The following is a 26,564-nucleotide window of genomic DNA, read 5'->3' on the forward strand; positions in this document are numbered from 1 at the left end:
GGCGTCCGGTGCAGCATGGCCGTGCGCACCGGCGCGTCCCGACCCGGTCGCCGTCCGGGCCGGGACGTTACCCCGGCACCCACGTCACCACCAGCCGAGGTTCGCGCCGGTAACGACTTCCTCCGGGCCGATACCCGATCGGCGGGAGGAAATCCAGGGCTTGACGCGCCGCGCAACAGGTCCGCAAGGTTCTGCACAGGGCGTCGCAACGGCGTGACGCAACGGAACGAGGGGGAAGTCCATGACCCGAGCCCACCTCCGGCGGTCACGGTTCGCCGTGGCCGGGACGGCCGGTGTGCTGGCACTCGCGGGCAGCGTGGTCACCGCGCTGCCGGCGTCCGCGGCCAAGGGCTGCGAGCACCGGAACAACAACACCGTCGCCAAGCTGACCGAGTGCGTCACGGTCGACGGCGTCACCGAGCACCTCGAGGCGTTCCAGGCCATCGCCGACGCCAACGGCGGCAACCGGGCCTCGGGCACCTCGGGCTACGACGCCTCCGTCGGCTACGTCGAGGAGCGGCTGGAGGCGGCCGGTTACGAGGTCACCCGCCAGCCGTTCCAGTTCCCGTTCTTCGAGCTGCGGAGCAGCTCGTTCAGCCGGGTCGCCCCCACCGCGGCGACGTACGCCGTGGACACCCACTACGCCCCGATGACCTACACCGGCGCCGGGACGGTGGACGACGGCGCCGTCACCCCGGTCGACCTCGGCTCCGGCAACAGCGGCTGCGAGGCCGCGGACTTCACCGGCTTCCCCGCCGGCACGGTCGCCCTCGTCGACCGCGGCGCCTGCGCCTTCGCCGTCAAGGCGCAGAACGCCCAGGCGGTCGGGGCGAGCGCGGTCATCGTCGTCAACAACGTGCCCGGGCTGCTCAACGGCACCCTGGGGGCTCCCGGCACCGGCATCCCGGTCGTCGGGGTCACGCCGGAGACGGGCCAGGAGCTCGCCGCCACCGGCACGACCGTCGACCTCGCCGTCGACTCGACCAGCGAGACCCGCACCACCCACAACGTGATCGCCGAGCTGCCCGGCCGCACGTCGGACAACGTCGTCATGGCCGGCGCGCACCTGGACTCCGTGCTCGCGGGCCCGGGCATCAACGACAACGGCTCCGGCAGCGCGGCGATCCTCGAGGTGGCCGAGAACATCGCCAAGGCCGAGCTGCCCAACACGGTCCGCTTCGCCTGGTGGGGTGCCGAGGAGCTGGGCCTGCTCGGCTCCGAGCACTACGTGTCCCAGCTGAGCGAGGACCAGAAGGCCGACATCGGGCTGTACCTGAACTTCGACATGGTCGGCTCGCCGAACTTCGCCCGGTTCATCTACGACGGCGACCAGTCGGACTTCGAGGCGCCGGTCGAGGTCCCCGCGGGCTCGGAGGAGATCGAGTACGTCCTCGAGGACTACTTCGAGGCCAACGGCCTGTGGTACGAGGGCAGCGAGTTCAGCGGCCGCAGCGACTACCAGGCCTTCATCGAGAACGGCATCCCCTCCGGCGGCCTGTTCACCGGGGCGGAGGTCCTCAAGGAGGAGTACCAGGTGCCGCTGTACGGCGGTACCGCCGGCGTCGCCTACGACCCGAACTACCACCAGGTCGGCGACACGATCGACAACGTCGACCCGAAGGCGCTCGACACGAACTCCGACGCCATCGCCTACGCGGTGCTGACGCTGGCCTACGACACCTCGCGGGTCAACGGCGTCCAGGGCCGGCCGGTGCCGGGCGGCACGTTCCAGGAGGACCCGACCGACCGCCAGTTCCGGGTGACCGCGGAGCAGAAGGCCGGCGGTGGCGGGCTCTCGCCGGACCACGACCACGACCACGGCGGGGTCGAGGTCTGACCTGCTGAGTGCGCGGCCGCGGCGCCGTCCCCGATCCCGGGGCGGCGCCGTGGTCGCGTGCCGGGGGTGCGCAGGGCGTCCTGGCGCGCCGGGATCCCCCCGTCCGGGTGTCCCTGCGACACCCAGGAACGCGCAGGCCACTTCCGGCGTTGACCTCATCGAGTGGGGTGCAGGACCGTAGACCCCACGGACCGCCGGTCACCTCGAGGAGATGACGATGCCCAGCAAGAACCCGGCCTTCAGCCGGGCCTTCGGCGACGCCGGTAACGGCCGCCCGCAGGCCCAGCAGTACGGCCAGTGGGGCGCCCCCCAGTACGGTGCCCCGCAGTACGGCGCCCCCCAGTACGGGGCCCCGCAGCAGTACGGTGCGCCGGCGCCCTACCAGCAGGCGCCCTACACCCGCACCACCACCCAGTACATGACGATGGACGACGTCGTCCAGAAGACGGGTCTGTCGTTCCTCGTCACGGTGCTCTCGGCGGCCGTGACGTGGGCGGTCCTCCCCGAGTCGCTGGCCTGGGGCCTGACCCTGCCGGCCGTGCTCGTGGCGCTGGTCCTCGGCCTGGTGATCGCCTTCAAGCAGATCGCCAATCCGGTGGCCACGCTGTCGTACGGCGCGCTCTACGGCATCGCCCTCGGCGCCATCAGCGAGGCGTTCAACAGCATCTACCCGGGCATCGTCGCCCAGGCGCTCGTAGGCACCTTCGGTGTCTTCGCCGGGATGCTGGTGATCTACAAGACCGGCGCCATCCGCGTCACCCCGAAGCTGACCCGGTGGATCGTCGGCGCGCTGTTCGGCGTGCTCGCCCTGGTGCTGGTCAACCTGGTCGCCGGCTTCTTCGTCGAGGGTGGTCTGGGCCTGCGGGACGGCGGCCCGCTGGCGATCGTGTTCAGCCTGGTCGTGATCGGTGTGGCGGCCTTCTCGCTGCTGCTCGACTTCGACATGGCCGACGAGGCCATCCGCCGCGGCGCCCCGGCGAAGTTCGCCTGGTACATCGCCTTCGGCCTGCTGGTGACGGTCGTCTGGCTGTACCTGGAGATCCTGCGGCTGCTGTCCTACTTCCAGAACGAGTGAGCTGACCGCAGCGGCACGCGACGGTGGCCCGGTCCCCACGAGGGGCCGGGCCACCGGTCTGTCCGGGGTGCCCGTGCCCCGCGGTCATGAAGTCCCGGAAGGGGCACGCCGCGATCTGCCGGCGGGTCACCTCCCGCAGTCCATGATCGTCGGGGAGGGGATCGGCGGGAGGGTTCAGCCCTTCTCCTGGGCGGTGTGCGTGAGGGTCATCAGCAGCACCCCGCCCACGAGGTTGCCGACCGTCGCCAGCCCGAGGTTGAGCAGCAGGTCGCCGTAGCCGACCGCACCGCCGAGCCAGATGCCGAAGAGGATGTGCAGGACCGACACCACGACGTGGTCGAACGTCCCGAGGGCCAGGAGGAACCCCACCAGGAAGGCGAGGAGGATCCGGGCGACGACCGTGTCGGTGGCGTGGAGCATGTAGGAGAGCAGGCTCAGCAGCGCGCCGGCGAAGACGGCCCGGACGAGGGTGGCCGCCCACCCCTTGGCCGCGATGTTCTCCGCGATCCGTACGAGGACCTCGTCGGACGCCCCCGGCAGGGCCCCCTGCACGGTCATCAGGGCGACGAGCACCGCCCCGCCCATGAGGTTCAGGGCCAGGATGAGCACCCACAGCCGGAGCAGCCGCAGCCAGACGCGGCGTCCCCGTTCCGAGATGGCCGCGGCGACCGGATCGAAGAAGTTCTCGCTGAACAGCTCGGTGCGGCCCACGATCAGGAAGACCAGCCCGAGCGCGAAGGCGAGCGCGCCGCCGAGCTCGGCGGTCTCGAAGGGGACGGTCGCCTCGAGTTCGGCGGTCACCACGCCGAGCGCCACGATGCCGAAGACGATCGTGAACCCGGCGATGAACCCGGTGGCGACCTGCTCCAGGAAGGACAGGCCGAGCCGGCGGCGTCCCTCCTCCTGGGCGCGCCGGTAGATGTCCGAGGGATCCGGGGCCACGCTCATGGCGGGTCCCTACCCCCGACGCGGGACGGCGGACACCCCCGCCGCGGGCGCAGCCCGGACGCCGGACGGACGCCGGCGATCATGAAGCCCGGGAACGGGCACGCCGCGGGTCGCCGGCGTGCCACGTCCCGGACTTCATGATCGCCGGGGAGGGGGGGTAGGGGCTCAGCTCAGGCGCTCGAGCACCATCGCCATGCCCATGCCGCCGCCGACGCACATGGTCTCCAGGCCGAAGGTCTTGTCCTTGGTCTGCAGCCCGTTGAGCAGCGTGCCGGTGATGCGGGCGCCCGTCATGCCGAACGGGTGGCCGACCGCGATGGCCCCGCCGTGCACGTTGAGCCGGTCGATGTCGATGCCCAGATCGCGGTAGCTCGGGATGACCTGGGCGGCGAAGGCCTCGTTGATCTCGACGAGGTCGATGTCGCCGATGCTCATCCCGGCCCGCTGCAGGGCCAGCTTCGAGGCCTCGACCGGGCCGTACCCCATGATCTCCGGCGACAGGCCGGTGACCGCGGTGGAGACGATCCGGGCCAGCGGGGTCAGGCCGAGGTCGCGGGCCTTGGCGTCGCTCATGACGACCACCGCGGCGGCGCCGTCGTTGAGCGGGCAGGCGTTGCCGGCGGTGACCCGGCCGTCGGGGCGGAACACCGGCTTGAGCTGCGAGACGCCCTCGAGGGTGACGCCGGGCCGGGGGCCGTCGTCGGTGCTGACCACGGTGCCGTCCGGCGTGGTCACCGGGGTGATCTCCCGGGCCCAGAAGCCGTCGGCGATCGCCTGCTCGGCCAGGTTCTGGCTGCGCACGGCGAACTCGTCCATCTCCTGGCGGGAGACGTCCTTGAGCAGGGCCAGGTTCTCGGCCGTCTGCCCCATCGCGACGTAGATGTCGGGGATCTCGCCGTTCTCCCGCGGGTCGGTCCAGGAGTCCGCGCCGCTCTCGGCGGTCTTGGCCACCCGGGCCTGGGCGTCGGCGAACACCGGGTTGTGGGTCTCGGGCAGCGAGTCCGAGTTGCCCTTCACGAAGCGGGACACCATCTCCACGCCCGCCGAGATGAACACGTCGCCCTCGCCGGCCTTGATCGCGTGCATGGCCATGCGGGTCGACTGCAGCGAGGAGGAGCAGTAGCGGGTGATCGTCGTCCCGGGCAGGTGGTCCATGCCGAGCAGCACGCTGACCACCCGACCCATGTTGTAGCCCTGCTCCCCGCCGGGCAGGCCGCAGCCGAGGATCAGGTCGTCGATGTCGGTCGGGTCCAGCGCCGGCACCTTGTCCAGCGCGGCGCGCACGATCGTGGCGGTCAGGTCGTCGGGGCGCAGGTCCTTCAGCGACCCCTTGAACGCCCGGCCGATCGGCGAGCGGGCGGTCGAGACGATGACTGCTTCGGGCATGGGTCCTCCACGGCGAGGGGTGCCCGGCACGGGTGGGCCGGGGCGGTGCTGTCCCCCTGAACCTACTCCGCGGTAACGCGTGCGGTACCCGGCGCGGGGGTGGCGTCCTCGGCCCGGCCGGGAGTGGGCAGGTCCGGTGGCCGCCGGCGGCGCAGCCGCGCCCACGGTCCGCGGGGGCCGGTCTCCGAGCCGCGCACCGCGGTCGGCTGGACCTCGGTGCCGGTCCGCCCTGCGGCGCGGACCGCGGCCCGGTCGACGGGGCGGATGGTGTCCCGGCGCAGGTTGCGCAGCCCGCGGTCGGCCGCCGCCGGCCACACGCCGATCGCATCGGCCAGCGAGGGCAGCAGCACCGCGGCGGCCGCGGCGTAGCCGGCCGCGCTGGGGTGGAACTCGTCGCCGCTGAACAACCCGCTGTCCTCGGCGAACCGCGGGCCGAGCACCGACCCGAGCGAGACGGTGCGGCCGCCCTCCTCGACCACGGCGATCGTCTGGGCGGCGGCCATCTGCCGGCTCCAGCGGCGGGCCAGCCCCCGCAGCGGCTGGCCGATCGGCCGGACCGTGCCGAGGTCGGGGCAGGTGCCGACGACGACCTCCGCGCCGGCCGCGGTGAGGCGGCGCACCGCGTCGCGCAGGTGCCGCACGGAGACCGCGAGGGAGGTCCGGGAGGTGACGTCGTTGGCGCCGATCATCACCAGTACCAGGTCGGGCCGCTCGGCCAGCGCCCGCTCGACCTGCCCGTCGAGGTCCGGCGACTTCGCCCCCGACCGGGCCAGGCGGACCAGCCGCACGGGCTGCTCGGCCAGCTCCGCCAGTGCGGCGGCCAGCAGCACCCCGGGCGTCTCGGCGGCCCGCCGCACGCCCAGCCCGACCGCGCTGGAGTCGCCGAGCACGGCGAACACGATCGGCTTGCCCCGGCCCCTCCCGGCGGCGTGGCCGTAGACGCCGTCGCCCGAGGGCGGGTCGGCCTCCTTGCGGGCCTCCACGCGGCGGCGCGCCGAGCGGGCCTGCTGGCGCAGCAGGGCGACCACCCCGGCCCCGGCCAGGCCCAGGCCGCCGCTGCCGTAGGCGGCCCCGGTGGCCAGCCTGCGTGCCGTGCTCGCCCGCGTCACCGCCGCCCCCGTCCCGCTGCTCCTCCTGTCCCCGCAGGCTAGCCGCCCCTACGGTGCAGCCCGTGACCGCTTCCCCCGCAGGGGTGCCCTCGGGGGCCCCCGACGCCCGCACCCGCCGGATCGTCGACGTCCTCGTCGAGGCGTTCTCCGACCTCATGCGGGCCGACGCCGACGCCTTCCGGACCAAGTTCCGCAAGATGGCCGCCGACCCGTTCGCCTTCTACCGCGGCAGCGCCTGCCTGTTCTACGCCGACATGGCCGAGGCCGAGGACCGCTGGAGCGACGAGCGGACCCGGCGGGTGTGGATCCAGGGTGACCTGCACGCGGAGAACTTCGGCACCTACATGGACGGCACCGGCCGGATCGTCTTCGACGTCAACGACTTCGACGAGGCGTACCTGGGCCACGTCAGCTGGGACCTGCGCCGGTTCTGCGCCAGCTTCGCACTGCTGGCCTGGCGCAAGGCGTTCTCCGACGACGTCATCGCCGACCTGCTCCGCCGCTACCTGGGTGCCTACCTCGACCAGGTCGCCGCGTTCACGCGCACCGCCGACGACCGCTCGTTCGCGCTGGTCCGGGAGAACACCGAGGGCGCGGTGCACGACGTCATCCTCGAGACCGCCGCGCGCACCCGCCTGGACCTGCTGGCCCGCACGACCGTCGTCGAGGACTTCGAGCGCCGCTTCGCCGACGGCCCGCGCACCCGGCGGCTGGGCGAGGAGGAGCGGGCGCGGGTGCTCGACGCCCTCGAGCGCTGGAAGGGGACGGTGCGCCCGCCGGCCCGCCGCCGCGACGTCGCCTACGACGTGAAGGACGTCGTCGCCACCGGCGGCTTCGGCATCGGCAGCGCCGGCCTGCCCGCCTACAACGTGCTCCTGGAGGGCTACGACCAGGCGCTGGAGAACGACGTGGTGCTCTCGCTCAAGCAGGGCAACGTGGCCGCGCCGAGCCGGGTGGTCCGGGACCCGGGCATCCGCGCCGCCTTCGAGCACGAGGGGCACCGGACGGCGGTCTCCGAGCGGGCGCTGCAGGCCAACGCCTCCCAGTTCCTGGGCTGGACCGAGATCGACGGCGTCGGGTTCGTGGTCAAGGAGCTCTCGCCGTACGAGTCCGACCTGGAGTGGGACGACCTGACCGAGCCGGAGGAGATCGCCCCGGTGATGACCCAGCTGGGGCGGGCCACGGCGAAGATGCACTGCGTCGGGGACGTCGACGCCGACCACGCGCTGGTGCCCTTCCAGACCGAGGAGGCGATCACCGCGATGATCGGGGACCGGCGCGCCGAGTTCGTCGAGGACATGGTCGCCTTCGCCCACGACTACGCGCGGCGGACGCAGGAGGACCACCGGTCGTTCGTCGACGCCTTCCGCGCCGGGCTGATCCCCGGCATCAGCTCGAGCGGGGCCCACCCGGTGGTGCGGTGACCCAGAGCTCAGAGGCATGGGAAGCTCTGCCCGCGTCCGCGGCGCCCTGACGCGGGAGAAGCTTCCTATGCCCCCGGCAGGGCGCCTGCCCCCGGCAGGGCGCCTGCCCCCGGCAGGGCGTCCGCCACCATCCCGACGTGCGGGCCGATGCCGGGGACGTCGAACTCGCCGGTGACGGTCGCGAACCCCATCCGGGTGTAGAAGCCGGCCGCGGTGACCCGGGCGTTGCACCACACCAGGTCGCCGCCGCGCCCGGCCACCAGCGCCATTGCGGCCTCGACCAGCAGCCGGCCGGCGCCGCTGCCGCGCACCTCGGGGTCGGTCGCCATGCCGCGCAGCTGCCAGGGTGCCCGGGCGTGCGGCCGCCAGGGGCAGGCCGCCGGCGCGAGCCGGACGACGCCGGCCACGCGCCCGTCGCCGGCGCGTGCGGCCAGGTGCACGGTCGCGGGGTCGTCGTCCCCCGGGAGCCCGGCCGGCCCGCCGCCGCGCAGGACGGCGCTGCGCAGCGGGAGGACGACGTCGACGGGCACCTCGTCGACGGTCGGGGCGGTGCTCGCGTCGGAGGTCACCCGCCCAGTCTCCTCGCCGGGAGCGCGCGATCTCGCCGCCCCCGGAGCGGCGGGCGTGCGAGATCGCGCGATCTCGACGTGTTCAGCGGGCGCGCCGTCCGCGCCGCGTGCGCAGGTAGTCCGCGACGACGTACTCGCCGAGCCGGTTGCTGTCGGGGGTGAACACCCGGCCGCCGGCCCGCTGGGTGATGTCGTGGACGAAGTGCACCAGCCCCGGCTCCGGGTCGAGCGCGAAGACGTTCATGGTCGCCCCCGACCGGGCGACCCGCTCCACCTCCGCGACGGTGCGGGCGATGGTCTCCGGCATCGGCGGCCAGCAGAAGAACGGCGTCCCGTCGTCCTCGAGGTGCGCGGTCGGCTCGCCGTCGGTGACCACCAGGACCACCGGCTCGGCGTCCCGGTGCCGGGCCAGGAACCGCCGGGCCAGGATCAGCCCGTGCTGCAGGTTGGTGCCCTGCAGCGTGTCCACGCTCAGCTCGGCGAGCGTCTCCGGGCGCAGCACCTGGGCGGTCGAGGAGAAGCCGATGATCTGGATGGCGTCCTGCGGGAAACGGGTCGTCACCAGCGAGTGCAGGGCCATCGCCGTGGACTTGGCCGCGCCCCACGTGCCGCGCAGCGCCATCGAGTAGGAGAGGTCGACGAGCAGGGCCACGGCGGCGCCGGTGCGCCGCTCGGTCTCCACGACCTCGAAGTCCTCGACGGCGATGCGGACGCCGCGGTCGGCGTCCGACCGGGGGTCACCGGCGGTGCGCAGCACGGCGTTGCGCACCGTGCGGACGACGTCCAGCGGCTGCTCGTCGCCGAAGTGCCACTCCCGCGAGGCACCGGTCAGCTCCCCGGCGGCGCCGGCGTCGGCGACGTCGTGCTCGCCGCGGCCGGTGGCGTCGAGCTCGGCGAACACCCGGCGCAGCGCCGTCGCCCCGAGCCGGCGCACCGCCTTGGGGGAGAGCTCGAGCCGGCCGTCGGTGCGGTTGAGGTAGCCCTGCCGCTCCAGCTCGCGCTCCATCTGCCGCAGCGCCGCGAGGTCGTCGACGGCCGGGCGGCCCAGCGCCCGCTCCAGCAGCTCCTCGTCGACGTCGGCCAGCGAGGCGCCGGCGTAGCCCTGGGAGAGCTGGTTGGACAGCGCCTCCAGGTCGGCCAGCTCGGCGACCGCGCTGGTCGCGTCGCCCAGGCCGAGGCCCTGCTCGCCGTCGGGCACCTGCCCGCGCTGACCCCAGGGCAGGTCGGGGCGGGCCTGGCGCAGGGCGTCCTGCAGGTGGGCCATCTCGCTGGCCAGCCCCATGTCCTGCATGGTCTGCGCCATGAGGTCGGCCAGCTCGGCCCGCTGCTCGGGGGAGAGGCCGGCCATCATCCGCTCCTGCGCGGCCGCCCGGCGGGCCAGGGAGTCGATCAGCTCGTCGACCGACTGCGGGTCGTCGGGGAAGAACTGGCCGTGCTTGTCCATGAAGTCGGCGAACTGCTGGTCGGTGTCCTCGCCGCGGTTGTGCGCGTCGAGCAGCGCCGAGAGGTCGGCGACCATGTCCTTCACCTGCTGCATCGCGGCGGAGTCGCCGTCCTGCATGGCCTGCAGCGCCTGCTTCATGCCCTGGAAGGAGCTGTCGAGCACCTCCCGGCGGAGCAGGTCCTGGATCCGGTCGTAGGCCTGGCGGGCCTCGTCGGACCGCCACGGGTACTCCTTGAGCGCGCGGACCGCTCCGGCGGTGTCGTCGGGCAGGGCGTCGAGCTCGGCCTCGGCCAGGCGGGCGGCGTCGTCCGGGTCGGGGAACAGCTCGCGCCGCTCGGCCTCCACCGCCCGGTCCAGCAGCTCCCGGACCTCCTCGAGCGTGCCGTCCATGCGCCCGGCGCTGCGCGCCTGCCGCAGCCGCTCGCGCACCGAGCGGCGCAGCTCGTCCAGGCCGCGCCGGCCGTCCATGCCGCGCCGGAGCAGCTCGCGCAGCGCCTCCCGCACGCCGCTGCCGGCCAGCACCGAGTCACCGATCTCGTCGACGGCCTCGCCCAGGTCGTAGGGCGGGGCCAGCGGGTCGGGCCCGCCCCGCCAGCGTCCGTACCGGTAGCCCTTCCCGGGCCGCCTCACCACGGTCAGGCCCCGTACACCGTGCGGCCGCCGTCGGTGTCCTTGGCCAGCCGCCTGGTCAGGTAGAGGCCCTCGAGGGCGAACTCCACCGCGGCGGCGGCCTGCTCGGCCGACTGCTCGCTCTCGGGGACGCCGAGCCGGCCGAGCAGCTCGGCCAGCCGCGGGACGGTGCCCAGCTGGCCCAGCAGCGCCGCGGCCGGCACCAGGTCGCCGGACTCCACCGTCTCGCCGCCGGTGAAGTGCTCCTGCAGCCCGGTGAGGTCCAGCCCGGCGCAGCGGGCGCGGAAGGTCTGCGCGGTCGCCTGGCGCAGCAGGTGGTCGAGGACCTCCAGCTCCCGTTCGTCGTCCGGGTCGCTGCCGGCGTCGGCGAACTCGACCTTGCCGCGGCTGGCGGGCACGATCCCGGCCAGGTCGACCACGCGTGCCACCGGCCGGGTCTCCCCGGCCACCGCGGCCCGGCGGACGGCGGAGGCCGCCACGGTCTCCAGGGCGGCGATGGCGAAGCGGGCGCTGACCCCCGACCGCTGGTCGACGTGGCTGGACTCGCGCACCAGCCGGGTGAAGCGGGCGACGATCTCGGCCAGGTGCTCCGGGACGATCGGTGCGTCCGTCCCGGCCTCGCCCCCGCCGCGGCCCCGCCAGCTGACGTCGGCCTCCTGGTGCAGCAGGCGGAGCTCGTCGGCCAGCTCGATGGGGTAGTGGGTGCGCACCTCGGTGCCGAACCGGTCCTTGAGCGGGGTGATGATCCGCCCCCGGTTGGTGTAGTCCTCGGGGTTGGCGCTGGCGACCAGCAGCAGGTCCAGCGGCAGCCGCACCCGGTAGCCGCGGATCTGGATGTCGCGCTCCTCGAGCACGTTGAGCAGCGCGACCTGGATGCGCTCGGCGAGGTCCGGCAGCTCGTTGACGCTGAAGATGCCGCGGTTGGTGCGCGGGACCAGGCCGTAGTGGACGGTCTCCGGGTCGCCGAGGGTGCGGCCCTCGGCGACCTTGATCGGGTCCACGTCCCCGATGAGGTCGCCGACGGAGGTGTCGGGGGTGGCCAGCTTCTCGCCGAAGCGGTCGCTGCGGTGCAGCCACCCGACGGGGGTGTCGTCGCCGTGCTCGGCGATCTGCCGGTGCGCCCACACGCTGATCGGGTGCAGGGGGTGCTCGTTGAGCTCGCTGCCGACCAGCACCGGCGTCCACTCGTCGAGGAGGCCGACGAGGGTGCGGATCAGCCGGGTCTTGCCCTGGCCGCGCTCGCCGAGCAGGACGAGGTCGTGGCCGGCGATGAGGGCCCGCTCGACCTCGGGGACGACGGTGTCCTCGAAGCCGACGATGCCGGGGAGGGTGGGCTCGCCGTCGGCGAGGCGGGCCAGCAGGTTGGCGCGGATCTCGGCCTTGACGGGCCGGAAGGCGGCGCCGGCGGCGCGGAGCTCGCCGAGGGTGGTCGGAGGGGGAGGAGCGGAGGCGGTGGTGCCGGGGTCCGTCACCCCCGCCACGGTACGACTCCCGGCGCCCGTCGGGCACCGTCCCCCGCCTGCCGCCTGCGAGGATCCGGCCATGGCCGCTGCCCCGGTGCCCCTCGTCAGCGCCGCCGACGTGGCGGTGGCCGCCGCGCTGCTGGAGGACGTCGCCCGGCGGACCCCGCTGGAGCACTCGCGGGCCCTGGCCGCGCGGGTCGGGGGCCCGGTCTGGCTCAAGTGCGAGAACCTGCAGCGCACCGGGTCGTTCAAGTTCCGCGGCGCGTACACGCGGCTCTCCCGGCTGGGCCCGGCCGAGCGGGCGCGGGGGGTGGTCGCGGCGAGCGCGGGCAACCACGCGCAGGGGGTGGCGCTGGCCGCGCAGATGCTGGGCATCCGGGCCACCGTCTTCATGCCCGAGGCCGCCCCGCTGCCGAAGGTGGCGGCGACCCGCGGTTACGGCGCCGACGCCCGCCTCGGCGGGGCCACCCTCACCGAGGCGCTGGCCGCCGCCGGCGAGCACGCCGAGCGCACCGGCGCGGTGTTCATCCACCCCTTCGACCACCCCGACGTGATCGCCGGCCAGGGCTCGGTCGGCATCGAGCTGCTCCACCAGTGCCCGGACGTCGCCACGGTGGTGGTGTGCACCGGCGGGGGCGGGCTGGTCTCCGGCATCGCGGCCGCCGTCAAGGGCCGCCGTCCCGACGTCCGCGTGGTCGCCGTCCAGGCCGCCGCGGCCGCCGCGTTCCCCGCCTCGCTGGCCGCCGGGCGCCCGGTGCCGCTGGCGTCGATGGCGACGATGGCCGACGGCATCGCCGTGGGCGCGCCCGGTGAGCTGACCCTCGCGCACGTCGCGGACCTCGTCGACGAGGTGCGCACCGTCAGCGAGGAGGACCTCTCCCGCGCGCTGCTGTTCTGCCTGGAGCGGGCCAAGCTGGTCGTCGAGCCGGCCGGCGCGGCCGCGGTCGCGGCGGTGCTGGCCGACCCCACCGCCTTCCCGCCGCCGGTCGTCGCGGTGGTCTCCGGCGGCAACGTCGACCCGGTGCTGCTGCTCAAGGTGGTCCAGCACGGCATGGCGGCGGCCGGCCGCTACCTGCGGCTGCGGTTGCGGGTGCCCGACCGGCCGGGCTCCCTGGTGGCGGTGCTGGCCGAGCTGGCCGCCGTCGGCGCCAACGTCCTGGAGGTCGGGCACGAGCGGACGTCGACCCGCCTGGACCTCGGCGAGGTCGAGGTCCTCGTCGTCGTGGAGACCCGCGGCCCCGATCACGCCGACGACGTCGTCGCCGTCCTCGACCGCGCCGGGTGGCCGGTGACCCGCGGCTGAGGGAGAACCCCTGCCGGGGCCGGGCGGCGCTCAGTTCCGGGCGCCGCACCGGTCCTACCGCCGGAGCCCCGCACCGGCCGGGGCGTGGTGAGGGAGAACCGTGGGTCAGCTGTTGGCGAACACCGCGTGGAGCGGTGGAAAAGCGGTCGGGAGTCGTCCGCACCCGGTCCTAGCGTGGTGGTCATGACCGACGCGATAGTCGTCGAGGGCCTGGTGAAGCGCTTCGGCGCGACCACCGCCCTCGACGGGGTGGACCTGACCGTGACCGAGGGGACGGTGCTCGGTCTGCTCGGCCCCAACGGGGCGGGCAAGACGACCGTGGTGCGGATCCTGACGACGCTGCTGCGGCCGGACGCCGGCCGGGTGCAGGTCGCAGGGGTCGACGTCCTCCGCGACCCGGATGCGGTGCGTTCCTCGATCGGCCTGACCGGCCAGTACGCCGCCGTGGACGAGTACCTGACCGGGTTCGAGAACCTCGAGATGGTCGGCCGGCTCTACCGGCTCGGGAAGCGGGAGGCGCGGGTGCGCTCCCGCGAGCTGCTCGAGCGGTTCGACCTCACCGGCGCGGCGGACCGGCCGGCGAAGACCTACTCCGGCGGCATGCGCCGCCGGCTCGACATCGCCGCCTCCCTCATCGCCCGGCCGCGCATCGTCTTCCTCGACGAGCCGACGACGGGGCTGGACCCACGCAGCCGGCTGGCGATGTGGGAGTTCATCGCCGACCTGGCCACCGGTGGGACGACGGTCCTGCTCACCACGCAGTACCTGGAGGAGGCCGACCGCCTGGCCGACCGCATGGTGGTCATCGACCGCGGCCGGGTGATCGCCCGCGGCAGCGCCGACGAGCTCAAGGCCCAGGTCGGCGGCCAGCGGCTGGAGCTGACCCTGGCCAGCGCGGGGGACCTCGTGCCGGCCGCCGAGCGGCTCCGGCCGCTGGGCACCGACGAGCCGCACCTCGACGACTCGACCCGCCGGCTCAGCCTGCCGGTGAGCGGCGGCATCGACGTGATCGCCGAGGCGGTCCGGCGGCTCGACGGCACCGGGGTCGAGGTGCTCGACCTGGCCCTGCGCCGGCCCGACCTCGACGACGTCTTCCTCACCCTCACCGGGCACGCCGCCGAGGAGGAGCCGGCCGGGGGCGAGCACGACCGGACGCCGGCGGTCACCGGAGGTGCTGCCCGATGACCACGCTCACGCAGACGCTGGCCGACAGCGCCACGGTCACCAAGCGCAACCTCATCAAGGTCAAGCGGGTGCCCGACCTGATCGTCTTCGCCACGCTGTCGCCGATCATGTTCGTGGTGCTGTTCCGCTACGTGTTCGGCGGGGCGATCGGCGGGCTGCCCGAGGGCATCAGCTACGCGGAGTTCCTGCTGCCCGGGATCTTCGCGCAGACGGTGGTGTTCGGGAGCACGATCACCGGGGCCAGCCTCGCCGACGACCTGCAGAAGGGCCTGATCGACCGGTTCCGCTCGCTGCCGATGTCCCGGTCGGCCGTCCTCATCGGGCGGACGGTCGCCGACGCGGGGCTCAACGTCATCTCCATCGCGGTGATGGCGCTGACCGGCCTGGTGGTGGGCTGGCGGATCAACTCGTCGATCGGGGAGGCGGCCGCGGGGTTCCTCGTGCTGCTGGTCTTCGCCTACGCCATCTCGTGGCTGATGGCGGTGGTCGGGCTGCTGGTCCGGACGCCGGAGGTGGTCCAGAACGCCAGCTTCATCGTCATCTTCCCGCTGACGTTCATCGCGAACACCTTCGTCCCGCTGGAGACCTTCCCGTCGGTGCTCCGGGTGTTCGCCGAGTGGAACCCCGTCTCGGCGGTCGCCCTGGCGTCGCGACAGCTGTTCGGCAACGTGCCGTCGAGCGCCCCGGTGCCCGACGTCTGGTCGCTGCAGAACCCGGTGCTCTACACGCTGATCTGGGCCGCGGTCATCCTCGCGGTGTTCGTGCCGCTGTCGGTGCGGCTCTACCAGCGCACGGCGACCCGGTGAGCGCGGGCCCCGTCCCGGGTCCGCCCGGCCCCGTCCCGGGCCGGGCCCCGGGACGGGGCCGGGGTGGCGGGGCAGCGCAGGATGGACGGCGATGAGCGCCGACCTCGCCCCCGCCGCCCTGCCCGCCGACAACCCGCTGGCTCGCCCCTCGGCCCTGCCGCTCGAGCTGCCGCCGTTCGCGGCGATCACCGTGGAGGACTGCCGCGAGGCGCTGCTGGCCGGGATGGCCGAGCAGCGCGCCGAGGTCGCCGCGATCGCCGGCTCACCCGAGCCGCCGACGTTCGAGAACACCCTCGTGGCGCTCGAGCGCTCCGGCCGGCTGTACCGCCGCGCCGCGGCGGTGTTCCACAACCTCGCCTCCTCCCTGGCCACCGACCGGCTCCGGGAGGTCGAGCGCGAGCTCGCCCCGCTGGAGTCGGCGCACGCCGACGCCCTGCGGCTGGACCCCGCGCTGTTCGCCCGGGTCGACGCCGTGCACGCCGCCCGCCACGACCTGGGCCTCGACGCGGAGTCGGTCCGGCTGGTCGAGCGGTACCACACCGACTTCGTGCTCTCCGGCGCCCGGCTCGACGACGAGGGGCGCACCCGGCTGTCGGCGCTGAACCGGGAGCTGTCGGAGCTGTCCACGACGTTCGGCCAGAACCTGCTGCTGGCCACCGGGGCCGCCGCCGTCCTGGTGACCGACCCGGCCGAGCTCGACGGGCTCGGGGAGGAGGCGGTCGCCGCCGCCGCGCGGGCGGCCGCCGACCGCGGGCTGACCGGGTACCTGCTCACCCTCGTGCTGCCCACCGGCCAGCCGGTGCTCGCCCGGCTGCGCGACCGGGGTCTCCGGGAACGGCTCCACCGGGCCTCGGTCGGCCGGGCCTCGGCGGGTGAGCACGACAACGGGCCGGTCGCCGCGCGGATCGCCCGCCTGCGCGCCGAGCGGGCCCGGCTGCTGGGCTTCGCCACCCACGCCGACCTCGTGCTGGCCGACCAGACCGCGGGCAGCACGGCCGCGATCGACGCCATGCTGGGCCCGATGGTCCCGGCCGCGGTGGCCAACGCCCGGGCCGAGGCCCGGGTGCTCGCCGAGCACGCCGCGCGCGACGGGGTCACCGACCTCGCGCCGTGGGACTGGGCGTACTACGCCGAGCGGGTCCGGGCCGAGCGCTACGCCGTCGACACCGCGGCGCTGCGGTCGTGGTTCGAGCTGGACCGGGTGCTGGTCGACGGGGTCTTCCGCGCCGCCGAGCTGCTCTACGGCTACCGGTTCACCCCGCGCCCGGACCTGGTCGGCTACCACCCCGACGTCCGGGTGTGGGAGGTGACCGACGCGGACGGCGGGACCGTCGGTCTCTACCTCGGCGACTTCCTCGCCCGCGACGGCAAGCGCGGCGGGGCGTGGATGAGCTCGTTCGTCAGCCAGTCCCGGCTGCTGGGCACCCGGCCGGTGGTCGTCAACGTCCTCAACGTCACCCCGGGCGGGGAGGGGCAGCCGACGCTGCTGACCCTCGACGAGGTGAACACGCTGTTCCACGAGTTCGGGCACACGCTGCACGGCCTGAGCTCGGCGGTCACCTACCCGCGCTTCGCCGGCACCAGCGTGCCCCGGGACTTCGTCGAGTTCCCCAGCCAGGTCAACGAGATGTGGGCGCTCTGGCCGGAGGTGCTGACCGGCTACGCCCGCCACGTCGACACCGGGGAGCCGCTGCCCGAGGCGGCGGTGGCCGCGCTCGACGCCGCCCGGCTGTGGGGCGAGGGGTTCGCGACCGTCGAGTACCTCGCGGCCACGCTGCTCGACCAGGCCTGGCACCGGATCACCCCGGAGACGGAGGTCGGCGACCCGGCGGGCTTCGAGCAGGCCGCCCTGGAGGCGGCCGGGATCGCCCTCGACCTGGTGCCCCCGCGCTACCGGACCACCTACTTCCAGCACGTCTTCGCCGGCGGGTACGCGGCCGGGTACTACTCCTACATCTGGTCGGAGGTCCTCGACGCGGACACCGTCGAGTGGTTCCGGGAGAACGGCGGGCTGCGCCGCGAGAACGGCGACGTCTTCCGGGAGCGGCTGCTGTCGGTGGGCGGCTCGGTGGACCCGATGGCCGCCTTCCGCGCGGTCCGGGGCCGGGACGCCGACCCCGCGCCCCTCCTCCGCCGCCGGGGGCTGTGCTGATCGGTCGGCCTGCCGGCCTCCAACCGCGGCCAGGTGCCGTCCCGGCCTGCGCGGAGCCCCGGCGGGAGACGGTTCGTCGGGGAGCCTGCGGCCCCCGCTCCTCACCGCCGAGGAGGCCGCCCGAGTCACAGCCAGGGGAGGCGCAGCACCTCGTCGAGGTCGTCGGGGGCCGCGCCCTCGCGCACCAGCCGGTTGGGCTGGCGGTGGCCGCACGCGGTGCAGCGGTGGACCACCTGCCAGCCCTTGCCCGACTTCTCCACCAGGCCGACCGGCTCCATCGGGGCGCCGCAGTCGCTGGCCCGGTCCCCGGGCAGGTCGTCGACGTGCAGCGACCACAGGCACACCGGGCAGTGGTTGCGGTAGTGCCCGTCGGTGTTGGCCGGCACCGGGGCCGCGCAGTGCACGCAGACGAACGCGGTGTTCTCCGCCCGCCGGGAGCGGGCCGGGCGGCTCACGCCGCCACCCCGGCCGGGCCGGCCCGGGTCAGGGGACGAACGGCTCGACCGCCACGACCTCGACGGTCATCTGCCTGCCGTTGGGCGCCTCGTAGCTGACCGTCGTCCCGGGCGCGGCACCCAGGATCGCCGAGCCGAGCGCGGACTCCGGCGAGTAGACCTGCAGGTCCGTGGTGCCGGCGATCTCGCGCGAGCCCAGCAGGAACTTCTCGGTCTCGTCGTCGCCGGCGAACCTGATCGTGATGACGGTGCCGGTGGCCGCGTGCGTCGCCGTCGTCGGGGCGTCCCCGACCCGGGCCTTGCGCAGCAGGTCCTCCAGCTGCCGGATGCGGGCTTCCTGCTTGCCCTGCTCGTCCTTGGCGGCGTGGTAGCCGCCGTTCTCGCGGAGGTCGCCCTCCTCGCGGCGGGCGTTGATCTCGGCGGCCATGGCCGGACGGCCCGCCACCAGCTGGTCGAGCTCGGCCTTCAGCCGGTCGTGGGCCTCCTGGGTCAGCCAGACGCCCTGGGGCTGCTCGTCAGTGGGGGTGGACACGGTGGTTGCTCCTGAAATGTCGGTGGCCGCCCCCCACGGTGGGGGACGGCCTCGTTCAGAACGGTCAACGTAACACTTCTCGCTGGGTCGGTGTTCCGCTCCGCCCCGCGGTGCGGACGGAACGGTACCGGATCGGCGCGTGACCCGCGCCACGTCCACCCGTTCGTGGCCGCCGACGGCGGCGCGGTGTCCCCGGGGCGGGGGATGATGTCCCGGTGACCGAAGCAGACCCGTTGCGCCTGCTCGCCGTGCACGCCCACCCCGACGACGAGTCGAGCAAGGGCGCCGCGACGATGGCGAAGTACGTCGCGGAGGGCGTCCGCGTCATGGTGGCGACCTGCACCGGGGGTGAGCGCGGTTCGGTGCTCAACCCCGCGCTGGACCGCCCCGACGTCCGGGAGCGGCTGCCGCAGATCCGGGTCGAGGAGATGGCCCGGGCGCGGGAGATCCTCGGCGTCGAGCAGGAGTTCCTCGGGTTCGTCGACTCGGGCCTGCCCGAGGGCGACCCCCTGCCGCCGCTGCCGGAGGGATGTTTCGCGCTCGTGCCCACCGAGGAGGCGGCGGCCCCGCTGGTGGAGCTGATCCGCCGGTTCAAGCCGCACGTGATCACCACCTACGACGAGCGCGGCGGCTACCCGCACCCCGACCACATCAAGACCCACGAGGTCTCGGTGCACGCGTTCGAGGCGGCCGGCGACCCGGACCGCTACCCCCGGCTCGGTGAGCCCTGGCAGCCGCTGAAGCTCTACTACCACATGGGCTTCACCCTTCCCCGCACACGAGCGCTGCACGAGGCGATCCTGGCCTCCGGCAAGGAGTCGCCCTACGCCGAGTGGCTGGAGAACTGGGACCCCGACCGCGACCTGTCGCACCGGGTGACGACGAAGGTGCACTGCTCGGACTACTTCGCCGTCCGCGACGCGGCGCTCATCGCGCACGCCACGCAGATCGACCCCCAGGGCCGGTGGTTCGCCTGCCCCCTGGAGGTCCAGCAGGAGGTGTGGCCGACCGAGGACTACGAGCTGGCCCGGTCGGTCGTCGACGCGCCCGTCCCGGAGGACGACCTGTTCGCCGGCGTGCGCAGTGAGGTGGGAGTCCGATGACCGTGCTGGACGTCGTCGCCCAGGGCACCGAGCAGCTGCCGGAGGACGTCGGCAAGTCCGGCCCGCTGGGGCTGACGCTCATCCTCGTGCTGCTCATCGCCACGGCCCTGCTGGTCCGGTCGATGTCGCGGCACCTGAAGAAGCTGCCGCGCAGCTTCGACGAGCCGGACGCCCCGGCCGTCGTCGTCCCCGACACCCCCGCCGAGCTCGTGGAGCAGCGCCCCGGGCAGGAACTGCTCGACACCCTCCGCCGTGCGCCGCGGGCCATCGAGCCCCCGCGGCCCGAGGGCCGGCCGGACCGCCCGCAGGGCTGACCGGCCGGCCGCCGCCGGGTCCTACCAGCGGTGCGCCACGTCGACGACGAGGCGCTGCCCGTCGCCGGGGCCGTCGAGGACGAACGCCCGGAACGGCAGCCGCGCCCGGACGCCGAGGCCGATCGTGCTCTGGCCCTCGAACGAGCCGGCCCAGGCGACCTGCCGGAAGGTGTCGTAGCCGGTGACGTCGAGCGCCACGGCGTCGCGGCGCGGGTCGTAGGTCGCGTCGCCGTCCTCGTCGTGGGCCGGCGCCAGGACGACGACCTGCAGGTCGGCTGCCCCGCGCAGCGGGACGGGCGTGCCGGAGCCGTCCTGGACCACGCGGTCGACATAGCCGATGCGGTAGCCGACGTCCCCGGTGCCGGCGCCGAGGTCGACCACCAGCCGGTCGAAGCACGCGTGCTCACCGCTGCGCAGGCCGGTGACCGGTGCGGAGGTGTGCGTCGCCACCTGCTCGGGCAGCGACCCCCAGTCGACCGAGCAGCCGGTCCCGGCGTTCGCGACGGCGGGAGCGGCCACCCCCAGCGCGGTCAGGGCCGAGGCGAGGGCGACGAGGGTGCGGGTGCGGGTCATGGCAGATCCCTTCGTGACGTCGGACCGCGTCGGTGCGGCGTTCGTCAGGATCCGCCGACGCGCCGAGCGATCACCAGCGCTTCCCTTGCGCCCACTCGCCAAAGCTCGGAGCATCGGAGGAGCACAAGTCGACATCGCCCCGGCGCGCCTGCTCGATTCGTCACGGCACCTGTGCTGCAGGTCATGAGCCGCTCGCGCCCGCGGTCACGCGGTGAGGGTGATCTCCTTCGCGGCGAGCCGGGCGGCATCGGCGGACTCGTCGTCGGGCAGTGCCTGCGAGGCCCGCTCGGCGGCCACCCGCTCCCGGTAGTGCCGCACCTCCCGTTCCCGCCGCTCCGGGGACCAGCCCAGCACGTCGCCCATCAGCTCGGCCACCACCGGTGCCGCCGCCAGGCCGCGGTCCCAGCTCTCGATCGAGATGCGGCTCCGGCGGGTGAGGAAGTCGTCGAGGTGGCGGGCGCCCTCGGCGCGGGCGGCGTAGACGGCCTCGGCCCCCAGGTAGTCGTCGGCCTCCGGCAGCGGCCGGGCGAGCTCCGGGTCGGCCTCCACGAGGGCCAGCACCTCTCCGGTCAGCGCCCCGTACCGGCGCAGCAGGTGCTCGACGCGGGCCACGTGCACACCCGAGCGCTGGGCGAGGGCCTGCCGCTGGTTCCACGGCGCCGGCCACCCGACCGCGCCGAGCAGGGGCACGTTCTCGGTGACCGAGGGCCCGACGTTCCGGTCGAGCCCGTGCACCGCCTCGTCGACGGCGTCCGCGGCCATGACCCGGTAGGTCGTGTACTTGCCGCCGGCGACCACGACCAGCCCCGGGGCCGCGTGCGCGACGGTGTGCTCGCGGGACAGCATCGACGTGCTGTCCGACTCCCCGTACAGCAGCGGCCGCAGCCCGGCGTACACGCCCTCGACGTCCTCCCGCGTCAGCGGGACGGCGAGCACCCGGTTGACCTCGGTGAGCACGTAGTCGATGTCGGCCGCGGTCGCCGCGGGGTGCGCCTTGTCCAGATCCCACGGGGTGTCGGTGGTGCCCACGATCCAGTGCCGGCCCCACGGGATGACGAACAGCACGCTCTTGTCGGTGCGCAGGATGAGCCCGGTGGAGGAGTGGACGCGGTCGCGGGGGACGACGAGGTGCACGCCCTTGCTGGCCCGCACCCGGATCTGCCCCCGCTCGCCCACCATGGCCTGGGTGTCGTCGGTCCAGACCCCGGTGGCGTTGATGACCTGGCGCGCGCGGACCTCCAGCTCGCGGCCGGTGTCGGCGTCGGTCACCGTCGCGCCCACCACGCGCTCGCCCTCCTTGAGGAACGAGGTCACCCGCGCCCGGTTGGCGGCCAGGGCGCCGTAGGCGGCGGCCGTCCGCACGATCTCCATGGTGTGCCGGGCGTCGTCGATCTGGGCGTCCGAGTAGCGAATCGCCCCGACCAGCGCGTCGGGCCGGAGGGCCGGGGCCAGCTTGCGGGCGCCCCGCCGGGTCAGGTGGCGGTGCCGCGGCAGGCCGGCCCGCCGTCCCGACGCCGAGGCCATCCCGTCGTAGAGCGCGATGCCGGCCCCCACGTAGGGCCGCTCCCAGATCCGGTGCTGCAGCGGGTACAGGAAGGTGACCGGCCGGACCAGGTGCGCGGCCAGCCGCTCGAGCAGCAGGCCGCGCTCCCGCAGGGCCTCGAACACCAGCCCGAAGTCGAGCATCTCGAGGTAGCGCAGGCCGCCGTGCACCAGCTTGCTGGAGCGGCTGGAGGTGCCGCTGGCCCAGTCGCGGGCCTCGACGATGCCGACCCGCAGCCCGCGGGTGGCGGCGTCGAGGGCGCAGCCGGACCCGACCACCCCGCCACCGACCACCAGGACGTCCAGCTCGCCCTCCTCGGACATGCGGCGCAGCGCCTCGCTGCGGGCGGCGTCGGACAGGTCTGCTGCGTTCACGGGTCCCTCGTCTCCACGTCCCTCGGCCGCACGACCGGCGGGCTCGGTCCCGGCGTGCTCGGGTCCATCGTCCCCGCGTGCCCGGTCGCGGTGCCCTCCGGTCAATCCACCTCGACCCAGTCCAGGCTGCGCTGCACGGCCTTGCGCCAGCCGGCGTGGCCGGCGGCGCGCCGGGCGTCGTCCCACTGCGGCTCCCAGCGCCGGTCCTCGGCCCAGTTGGCCCGCAGCTCGTCGGTCCCCGACCAGAAGCCGCAGGCCAGGCCGGCGGCGTACGCCGCGCCGAGCGCGGTGGTCTCGGCGACCACGGGGCGGCTGACCGGGACGCCGAGGATGTCGGCCTGCAGCTGCATGCACAGCTCGTTGGCGGTCACCCCGCCGTCGACCTTCAGCACGTCCAGGTGCACCCCGGAGTCGGCCTCCATCGCCTCAGCGACGTCCTGGCTCTGGTAGCAGATCGCCTCGAGGGTGGCCCGGGCGATGTGGGCGTTGTTGTTAAACCGGGACAGGCCCACGATGGCGCCGCGGGCGTCGGAGCGCCAGTGCGGCGCGAACAGCCCGGAGAACGCGGGCACGAAGTAGACGCCGCCGTTGTCGGGCACCTGGCGGGCCAGCGACTCGCTCTGCGCGGCCCCGCTGATGATGCCGAGCTGGTCGCGCAGCCACTGCACCGCCGAGCCGGTGACCGCGATCGAGCCCTCGAGGGCGTAGGTGACCGGCTGGTCCCCGAACCGGTAGCAGACCGTGCTGACCAGCCCGGCCTCGGAGCGCACCAGCTCGCCGCCGGTGTTGAGGAGCAGGAAGTTGCCGGTGCCGTAGGTGTTCTTGGCCTCGCCCACGTCGAAGCAGACCTGGCCCACGGTCGCCGCCTGCTGGTCGCCGAGCGCCGCGCAGAGCAGCACCTCGCCGCCCAGGGGCCCGGCGGCACGGGTGGTCCCGTAGCCGCCCGGGTCCGACGACGGGCGGATCGTCGGCAGCATCGCCCGTGGGACGCCGAAGAAGGACAGCAGCTCGTCATCCCACTCGAGGGTCTCGAGGTCCATCAGCATGGTGCGGCTGGCGTTGGTCACGTCGGTGACGTGGATGCCGCCGTCGGTCCCGCCGGTGAGGTTCCACAGCAGCCAGGTCTCGATGGTGCCGAACAGCGCGTCGCCCCGCTCCGCCAGCGCCCGGACCCCGTCGACGTTCTCCAGGATCCACTGGACCTTCCCGCCGGCGAAGTAGGTGGCCGGGGGCAACCCGGCGCGGTGCCGGATGACCTCGCCCTTGCCCTCGCGCTCCAGCCGGCTGGCGATCCGGTCGGTGCGGGTGTCCTGCCAGACGATCGCGTTGTAGAGCGGGCGGCCGGTGCGCCGGTCCCACACGACGGTCGTCTCGCGCTGGTTGGCGATGCCGACCGCGCCGAGGTCCGCCGCGGTGATCCCCATCCGGGTCATCACCGTGCGGATGACCGACTCCGTGCGCTCGGCGACCTCGATCGGGTCGTGCTCCACCCATCCCGACCGCGGCAGGAGCTGCTGGTGCTCGAGCTGGTGGCGGGCCACCTCGCGCCCGTCGTGGTCGAAGACCATGAAGCGGGTGCTGGTGGTGCCCTGGTCAACTGCGCCGATGAAGTCGGGCATCGGGTCCTCTCCTCTCGGTGGCCGGCGCCGCGGTGGGTCCCGGACGGCGGGGACGGGCGTCGGGGTCAGTGAAGCCGGGGTGGGTCCGCGTCACCACCCGCGGTGCCGGCGCCGTCCGCTCCGGCGCGCCGGCGTCCGCCCCCTTCGGGTGGGATGGGCTGCCGCCGGGAGGTCCGCACCGCCGGGTGGGCGGACCATGCCCGGGTGACCCAGCGACGGCGCGCCGACCCCGAGCAGCGCGTGGCACCCCCCGGCTTCGGGAGGGTGGGCACCCGCGCCCTCGAGGTCGCGGAGAACGTGGTCTACGCCGGCATCGCGCTGCTGCTGGTGGTCACCGGGCTGCTGCTGCTCGCCCTCGCCGGGCGCACGACCTGGGACGTGGTCACCGGGTTCACGACCACGCCGGTCATCGAGCTGCTCGACGTGCTGCTGCTGGTGTTCATCGTGGTCGAGCTGCTGTTCGCCGTCCGGACGACGGTCGAGAGGCGCGAGCTGGTCGCCGAGCCGTTCCTCGTCATCGGGGTGATCGCCTCGATCAAGGAGATCGTGGTGCTGTCCGTGGAGGCCGCGGACGCCGTCGGCCGCGGGTCCCAGTTCGACGACCGGCTGACCGAGATCGGCGTCCTCGGGGTGCTGGTGCTGCTGCTCGCCGTGGCCGCCTGGCTGCTGCGCCGCAAGGAGCGCGAGCCCGACGAGGGCGAGGGGGCCGAGCGGGAGCCGGTCGGCAGGTCGTGACCCGGGCCGGCGGTCGACGGCGCCGAGGACCGTCGCGGACCGGGAGAGGGTGTCATGCGGCGTCGCTGCTCGAGGCGACGAGCACCAGGACGCGCGGCAGGGTGGTGACGTAGGCGTCGAGGACGGCGGCGATGCCGGGGCGGGCGTCGTCGAGGCCGGACGCGGTCAGGGCGGCGGGGCCGGCCGCCACCTGCCAGGGCACCTGCCGCGCGCGGGCGAGCGCTCGTTCCTGGAGCCGGTCGGCGGCCGGCCGGGTGGCCCCGGCCTGCGGCCCGAGGACGTCCCAGGCGGCCTCGAGCAGCCCGCGCCCGGCCAGGGAGCGCCAGACGCTGTTGACCACCGGGGTGTCGAGGGCGGCGCGGATGTCCCCGTACAGCGCCGCCGCCGGCGCATCGGCCGGCGACGGCGCGGGGTCCCGTGGCTCGACCGGTCGCGCCCGGGGAGCGCGCCCGGGCGCCGGCGGGACGTCGAGGTCCCCGTCCAGCGCCAGCCGGAGACCGGCGGCCAGGAGCAGCATGCGGCCGAGCGGGCCCGTGAAGCCGGACAGCGCCTCCCGGACCTCGGCGTCCACCGGGGGCCTGGCCGCGTCGCGCGCGGAGGAGACCAGGTCCCCTGCGGCCTCCGCGAAGGACGGGTCGGGCAGCACCGCGGTGGCCTGCTCCGCGGCGAGCACCAGGTAGCCCGGGCACAGGGCCAGCGACTTGAACAGACTGGGGACGAAGGGCATCGACTCCAGCAGTCGCGCGTAGACGCCGGCGACCACCCCGGTGGCCTCGCCCTCCTCGACCATCGGGTAGGCGACGAACCCGGTCATGCCGTCCCCGTCAGGAGACGTCGTCACTGGCATCGGGTGCCCTCCTCCGCTGCTCGGGCCCTGCGGTCGGCCCCCGCTCCGTACCCACCGGACGCGCGGCCGACCGCCCGGACGCCTCCGGTCCCCGGCGCTCAGAGGCCGGCGGCCAGCCACTCGACGACGGCGCGCGCCGGCCCGGTGGGGGCGCTGCGGTGGCCGGTGCCCGCCCACAGGTGCAGGCCGTGGGGGTCCCCGGCCGCGGCGGCGGCCCGGCGCAGGCCCCGGGTCAGGTGGTGCACCGCCGGGTAGCCGGCCGGGGCGGAGGCGTCGTGGCGGTCGGTGAACCGGTTGCGCAGCGCGCGGGCAGGGCGGCCGGTGAAGGCGCGGGTGACCACGGTGCCGGGGAAGGCCGGGTCGGCGAGGGCGTCCTTGTGGGTCCGGGAGGCACCGCTCTCGTCGGTGCGCAGCAGCAGCGTGCCGACGGCGACGGCCGACGCCCCCGCGGCCAGCAGCGCCGCGGCGGCCCGCGGGCCGTCGACGCCGCCGGTGGCCACGACCGGCAGCGCGGTCGCCGCGAGGACGGCGCGGGTGAGCTCCCCGGTCGGAGCCGGCGTGATGGGCCGCAGGGGGTCGTGGGTGCCGCTGTGGCCGCCGGCGTCGCTGCCCTGCACGACCAGGCCGTCGGCGCCGGCCTCGGCGGCCGCCCGGGCCTCGCCGACGGTCGTCACCGTCACCAGGACCCGGCTCCCGGCCCGGCGCAGGGCCGCGAGCTCCGCCGGCCGGGGCAGCCCGAAGGTCACCGACACGACCGGCACCGGGTCGGCGAGCAGCAGGTCCAGCTTGCCCCGCCACCGGTCGTCGTCCTCCGTCGGCGGGACCGCGGACAGGTCCAGGCCGTGGCGGTCGGCCTCGGGCTGCAGCTCCCGGGCGTACCGGCGGTACTCCTCCGCGTCGACCGGGCAGGGCGTGGGGACGAACAGGTTCACGCCGAACGCCGCGCCCGTCCCGCGCACCGCCGCGATGTCGGCGGCCAGGGCCTCGGGGGTCTGGTAGCCGCCGGCCAGGAACGGGAACGCGCCGGCCGCGGCGACCGCTGCGGCCAGGCCGGGGGTGGTCGGGCCGCCCGCCATGGGGGCGGCGACGAGGGGCAGCGCGCTGCCCAGCAGGTCGGGTCGGGTGGGTGCCACCGGGG

23 protein-coding genes are annotated in these 26,564 nt (G+C 74.7%); 10 read left to right on the forward strand and 13 right to left on the reverse strand.

Translation table 11 applies throughout. The features are described 5' to 3' along the window. Window positions 1-241 precede the first annotated feature (241 nt). The gene (locus ACI8AC_RS03445) at window positions 242-1,837 is read left to right on the forward strand and encodes a M28 family metallopeptidase (RefSeq protein WP_456895206.1); all 1,596 of its coding nucleotides are present in this window, start codon (window positions 242-244) and stop codon (window positions 1,835-1,837) included. A gap of 217 nt (window positions 1,838-2,054) precedes the next feature. Then, window positions 2,055-2,912 (forward strand): Bax inhibitor-1/YccA family membrane protein, encoded by an 858-nt coding sequence (locus tag ACI8AC_RS03450; protein ID WP_456895208.1) that lies wholly within the window; start codon window positions 2,055-2,057, stop codon window positions 2,910-2,912. A gap of 174 nt (window positions 2,913-3,086) precedes the next feature. On the opposite strand, the gene ACI8AC_RS03455 is transcribed toward ACI8AC_RS03450, so the two are convergent. From ACI8AC_RS03455 to ACI8AC_RS03465, 3 genes are all read right to left on the reverse strand, one after another. Continuing rightward, on the reverse strand, window positions 3,087-3,860 hold the full coding sequence (locus ACI8AC_RS03455; RefSeq protein WP_456895210.1) for a formate/nitrite transporter family protein: 774 nt from the start codon (window positions 3,858-3,860) through the stop codon (window positions 3,087-3,089). A gap of 165 nt (window positions 3,861-4,025) precedes the next feature. Continuing rightward, window positions 4,026-5,246, reverse strand: coding sequence for an acetyl-CoA C-acetyltransferase (locus ACI8AC_RS03460; protein WP_456895211.1), 1,221 nt, complete (start codon window positions 5,244-5,246; stop codon window positions 4,026-4,028). A 62-nt stretch (window positions 5,247-5,308) separates the two neighbouring features. After that, window positions 5,309-6,355 (reverse strand): SGNH/GDSL hydrolase family protein, encoded by a 1,047-nt coding sequence (locus ACI8AC_RS03465; protein WP_456895213.1) that lies wholly within the window; start codon window positions 6,353-6,355, stop codon window positions 5,309-5,311. A gap of 62 nt (window positions 6,356-6,417) precedes the next feature. On the opposite strand from ACI8AC_RS03465, the gene ACI8AC_RS03470 reads away from it, so the two are divergent. After that, window positions 6,418-7,779 (forward strand): DUF2252 domain-containing protein, encoded by a 1,362-nt coding sequence (locus ACI8AC_RS03470; protein WP_456895215.1) that lies wholly within the window; start codon window positions 6,418-6,420, stop codon window positions 7,777-7,779. Between the two features lie 65 nt (window positions 7,780-7,844). Here the strand turns inward: ACI8AC_RS03470 and ACI8AC_RS03475 are convergent, their stop codons facing one another. From ACI8AC_RS03475 to ACI8AC_RS03485, 3 genes are all read right to left on the reverse strand, one after another. Then, window positions 7,845-8,348 carry a GNAT family N-acetyltransferase gene (locus ACI8AC_RS03475; RefSeq protein ID WP_456895217.1) on the reverse strand — a complete coding sequence of 168 codons (504 nt, stop codon included), beginning with the start codon at window positions 8,346-8,348 and terminating at the stop codon, window positions 7,845-7,847. Between the two features lie 82 nt (window positions 8,349-8,430). Then, window positions 8,431-10,422, reverse strand: coding sequence for a VWA domain-containing protein (locus ACI8AC_RS03480; RefSeq protein ID WP_456895219.1), 1,992 nt, complete (start codon window positions 10,420-10,422; stop codon window positions 8,431-8,433). A 5-nt stretch (window positions 10,423-10,427) separates the two neighbouring features. Then, window positions 10,428-11,894, reverse strand: a complete 1,467-nt coding sequence (locus ACI8AC_RS03485; RefSeq protein WP_456895221.1) for a sigma 54-interacting transcriptional regulator — start codon at window positions 11,892-11,894, stop codon at window positions 10,428-10,430. 70 nt (window positions 11,895-11,964) lie between these two features. Here ACI8AC_RS03485 and ilvA point away from each other — a divergent pair, with 70 nt between their 5' ends. The 4 genes from ilvA (at window position 11,965) to ACI8AC_RS03505 (ending at window position 17,331) form a co-directional block, all read left to right on the forward strand. Then, window positions 11,965-13,188, forward strand: a complete 1,224-nt coding sequence (gene ilvA, locus ACI8AC_RS03490; protein WP_456895223.1) for a threonine ammonia-lyase — start codon at window positions 11,965-11,967, stop codon at window positions 13,186-13,188. A gap of 183 nt (window positions 13,189-13,371) precedes the next feature. Beyond that, on the forward strand, window positions 13,372-14,373 hold the full coding sequence (locus ACI8AC_RS03495; RefSeq protein ID WP_456895225.1) for an ATP-binding cassette domain-containing protein: 1,002 nt from the start codon (window positions 13,372-13,374) through the stop codon (window positions 14,371-14,373). Next, the gene (locus tag ACI8AC_RS03500; protein WP_456895228.1) at window positions 14,370-15,179 is read left to right on the forward strand and encodes an ABC transporter permease; all 810 of its coding nucleotides are present in this window, start codon (window positions 14,370-14,372) and stop codon (window positions 15,177-15,179) included. Before ACI8AC_RS03495 ends, ACI8AC_RS03500 begins: the two co-directional genes overlap by 4 nt. 91 nt (window positions 15,180-15,270) lie before the next feature. After that, window positions 15,271-17,331, forward strand: coding sequence for a M3 family metallopeptidase (locus ACI8AC_RS03505; protein ID WP_456895230.1), 2,061 nt, complete (start codon window positions 15,271-15,273; stop codon window positions 17,329-17,331). A gap of 125 nt (window positions 17,332-17,456) precedes the next feature. Here the strand turns inward: ACI8AC_RS03505 and ACI8AC_RS03510 are convergent, their stop codons facing one another. Continuing rightward, a complete protein-coding gene (locus ACI8AC_RS03510; RefSeq protein ID WP_456895232.1) occupies window positions 17,457-17,786 on the reverse strand; it encodes an RNHCP domain-containing protein in 330 nt (109 codons plus the stop codon). Between the two features lie 28 nt (window positions 17,787-17,814). Further along, the gene (gene greA / locus ACI8AC_RS03515) at window positions 17,815-18,318 is read right to left on the reverse strand and encodes a transcription elongation factor GreA (RefSeq protein WP_456895234.1); all 504 of its coding nucleotides are present in this window, start codon (window positions 18,316-18,318) and stop codon (window positions 17,815-17,817) included. A gap of 215 nt (window positions 18,319-18,533) precedes the next feature. Between greA and mca the strand changes: the two genes are divergently transcribed. Together mca and ACI8AC_RS03525 are read left to right on the forward strand one after the other, a co-directional pair. Further along, on the forward strand, window positions 18,534-19,421 hold the full coding sequence (gene mca / locus ACI8AC_RS03520; protein WP_456895236.1) for a mycothiol conjugate amidase Mca: 888 nt from the start codon (window positions 18,534-18,536) through the stop codon (window positions 19,419-19,421). After that, window positions 19,418-19,735 carry a hypothetical protein gene (locus ACI8AC_RS03525; RefSeq protein WP_456895238.1) on the forward strand — a complete coding sequence of 106 codons (318 nt, stop codon included), beginning with the start codon at window positions 19,418-19,420 and terminating at the stop codon, window positions 19,733-19,735. Before mca ends, ACI8AC_RS03525 begins: the two co-directional genes overlap by 4 nt. Before the next feature lie 21 nt (window positions 19,736-19,756). Here the strand turns inward: ACI8AC_RS03525 and ACI8AC_RS03530 are convergent, their stop codons facing one another. The 3 genes from ACI8AC_RS03530 to glpK form a co-directional block, all read right to left on the reverse strand. Continuing rightward, window positions 19,757-20,308 carry an AMIN-like domain-containing (lipo)protein gene (locus ACI8AC_RS03530; protein ID WP_456895240.1) on the reverse strand — a complete coding sequence of 184 codons (552 nt, stop codon included), beginning with the start codon at window positions 20,306-20,308 and terminating at the stop codon, window positions 19,757-19,759. 204 nt (window positions 20,309-20,512) lie between these two features. Continuing rightward, a complete protein-coding gene (locus ACI8AC_RS03535; protein WP_456895242.1) occupies window positions 20,513-22,225 on the reverse strand; it encodes a glycerol-3-phosphate dehydrogenase/oxidase in 1,713 nt (570 codons plus the stop codon). A 101-nt stretch (window positions 22,226-22,326) separates the two neighbouring features. Continuing rightward, window positions 22,327-23,844 (reverse strand): glycerol kinase GlpK, encoded by a 1,518-nt coding sequence (gene glpK, locus ACI8AC_RS03540; RefSeq protein ID WP_456895244.1) that lies wholly within the window; start codon window positions 23,842-23,844, stop codon window positions 22,327-22,329. Between the two features lie 204 nt (window positions 23,845-24,048). Between glpK and ACI8AC_RS03545 the strand changes: the two genes are divergently transcribed. Then, a complete protein-coding gene (locus ACI8AC_RS03545) occupies window positions 24,049-24,579 on the forward strand; it encodes a phosphate-starvation-inducible PsiE family protein (RefSeq protein ID WP_456895246.1) in 531 nt (176 codons plus the stop codon). 52 nt (window positions 24,580-24,631) lie between these two features. Here the strand turns inward: ACI8AC_RS03545 and ACI8AC_RS03550 are convergent, their stop codons facing one another. Beyond that, complete coding sequence (locus ACI8AC_RS03550) at window positions 24,632-25,426, reverse strand: hypothetical protein (RefSeq protein WP_456895248.1); 795 nt, start codon at window positions 25,424-25,426, stop codon at window positions 24,632-24,634. A 98-nt stretch (window positions 25,427-25,524) separates the two neighbouring features. Then, window positions 25,525-26,559 carry a nitronate monooxygenase gene (locus ACI8AC_RS03555; RefSeq protein ID WP_456895250.1) on the reverse strand — a complete coding sequence of 345 codons (1,035 nt, stop codon included), beginning with the start codon at window positions 26,557-26,559 and terminating at the stop codon, window positions 25,525-25,527. Between the last annotated feature and the right edge of the window lie 5 nt (window positions 26,560-26,564).

It is taken from the genome of Geodermatophilus sp. SYSU D00758 (assembly GCF_054049955.1).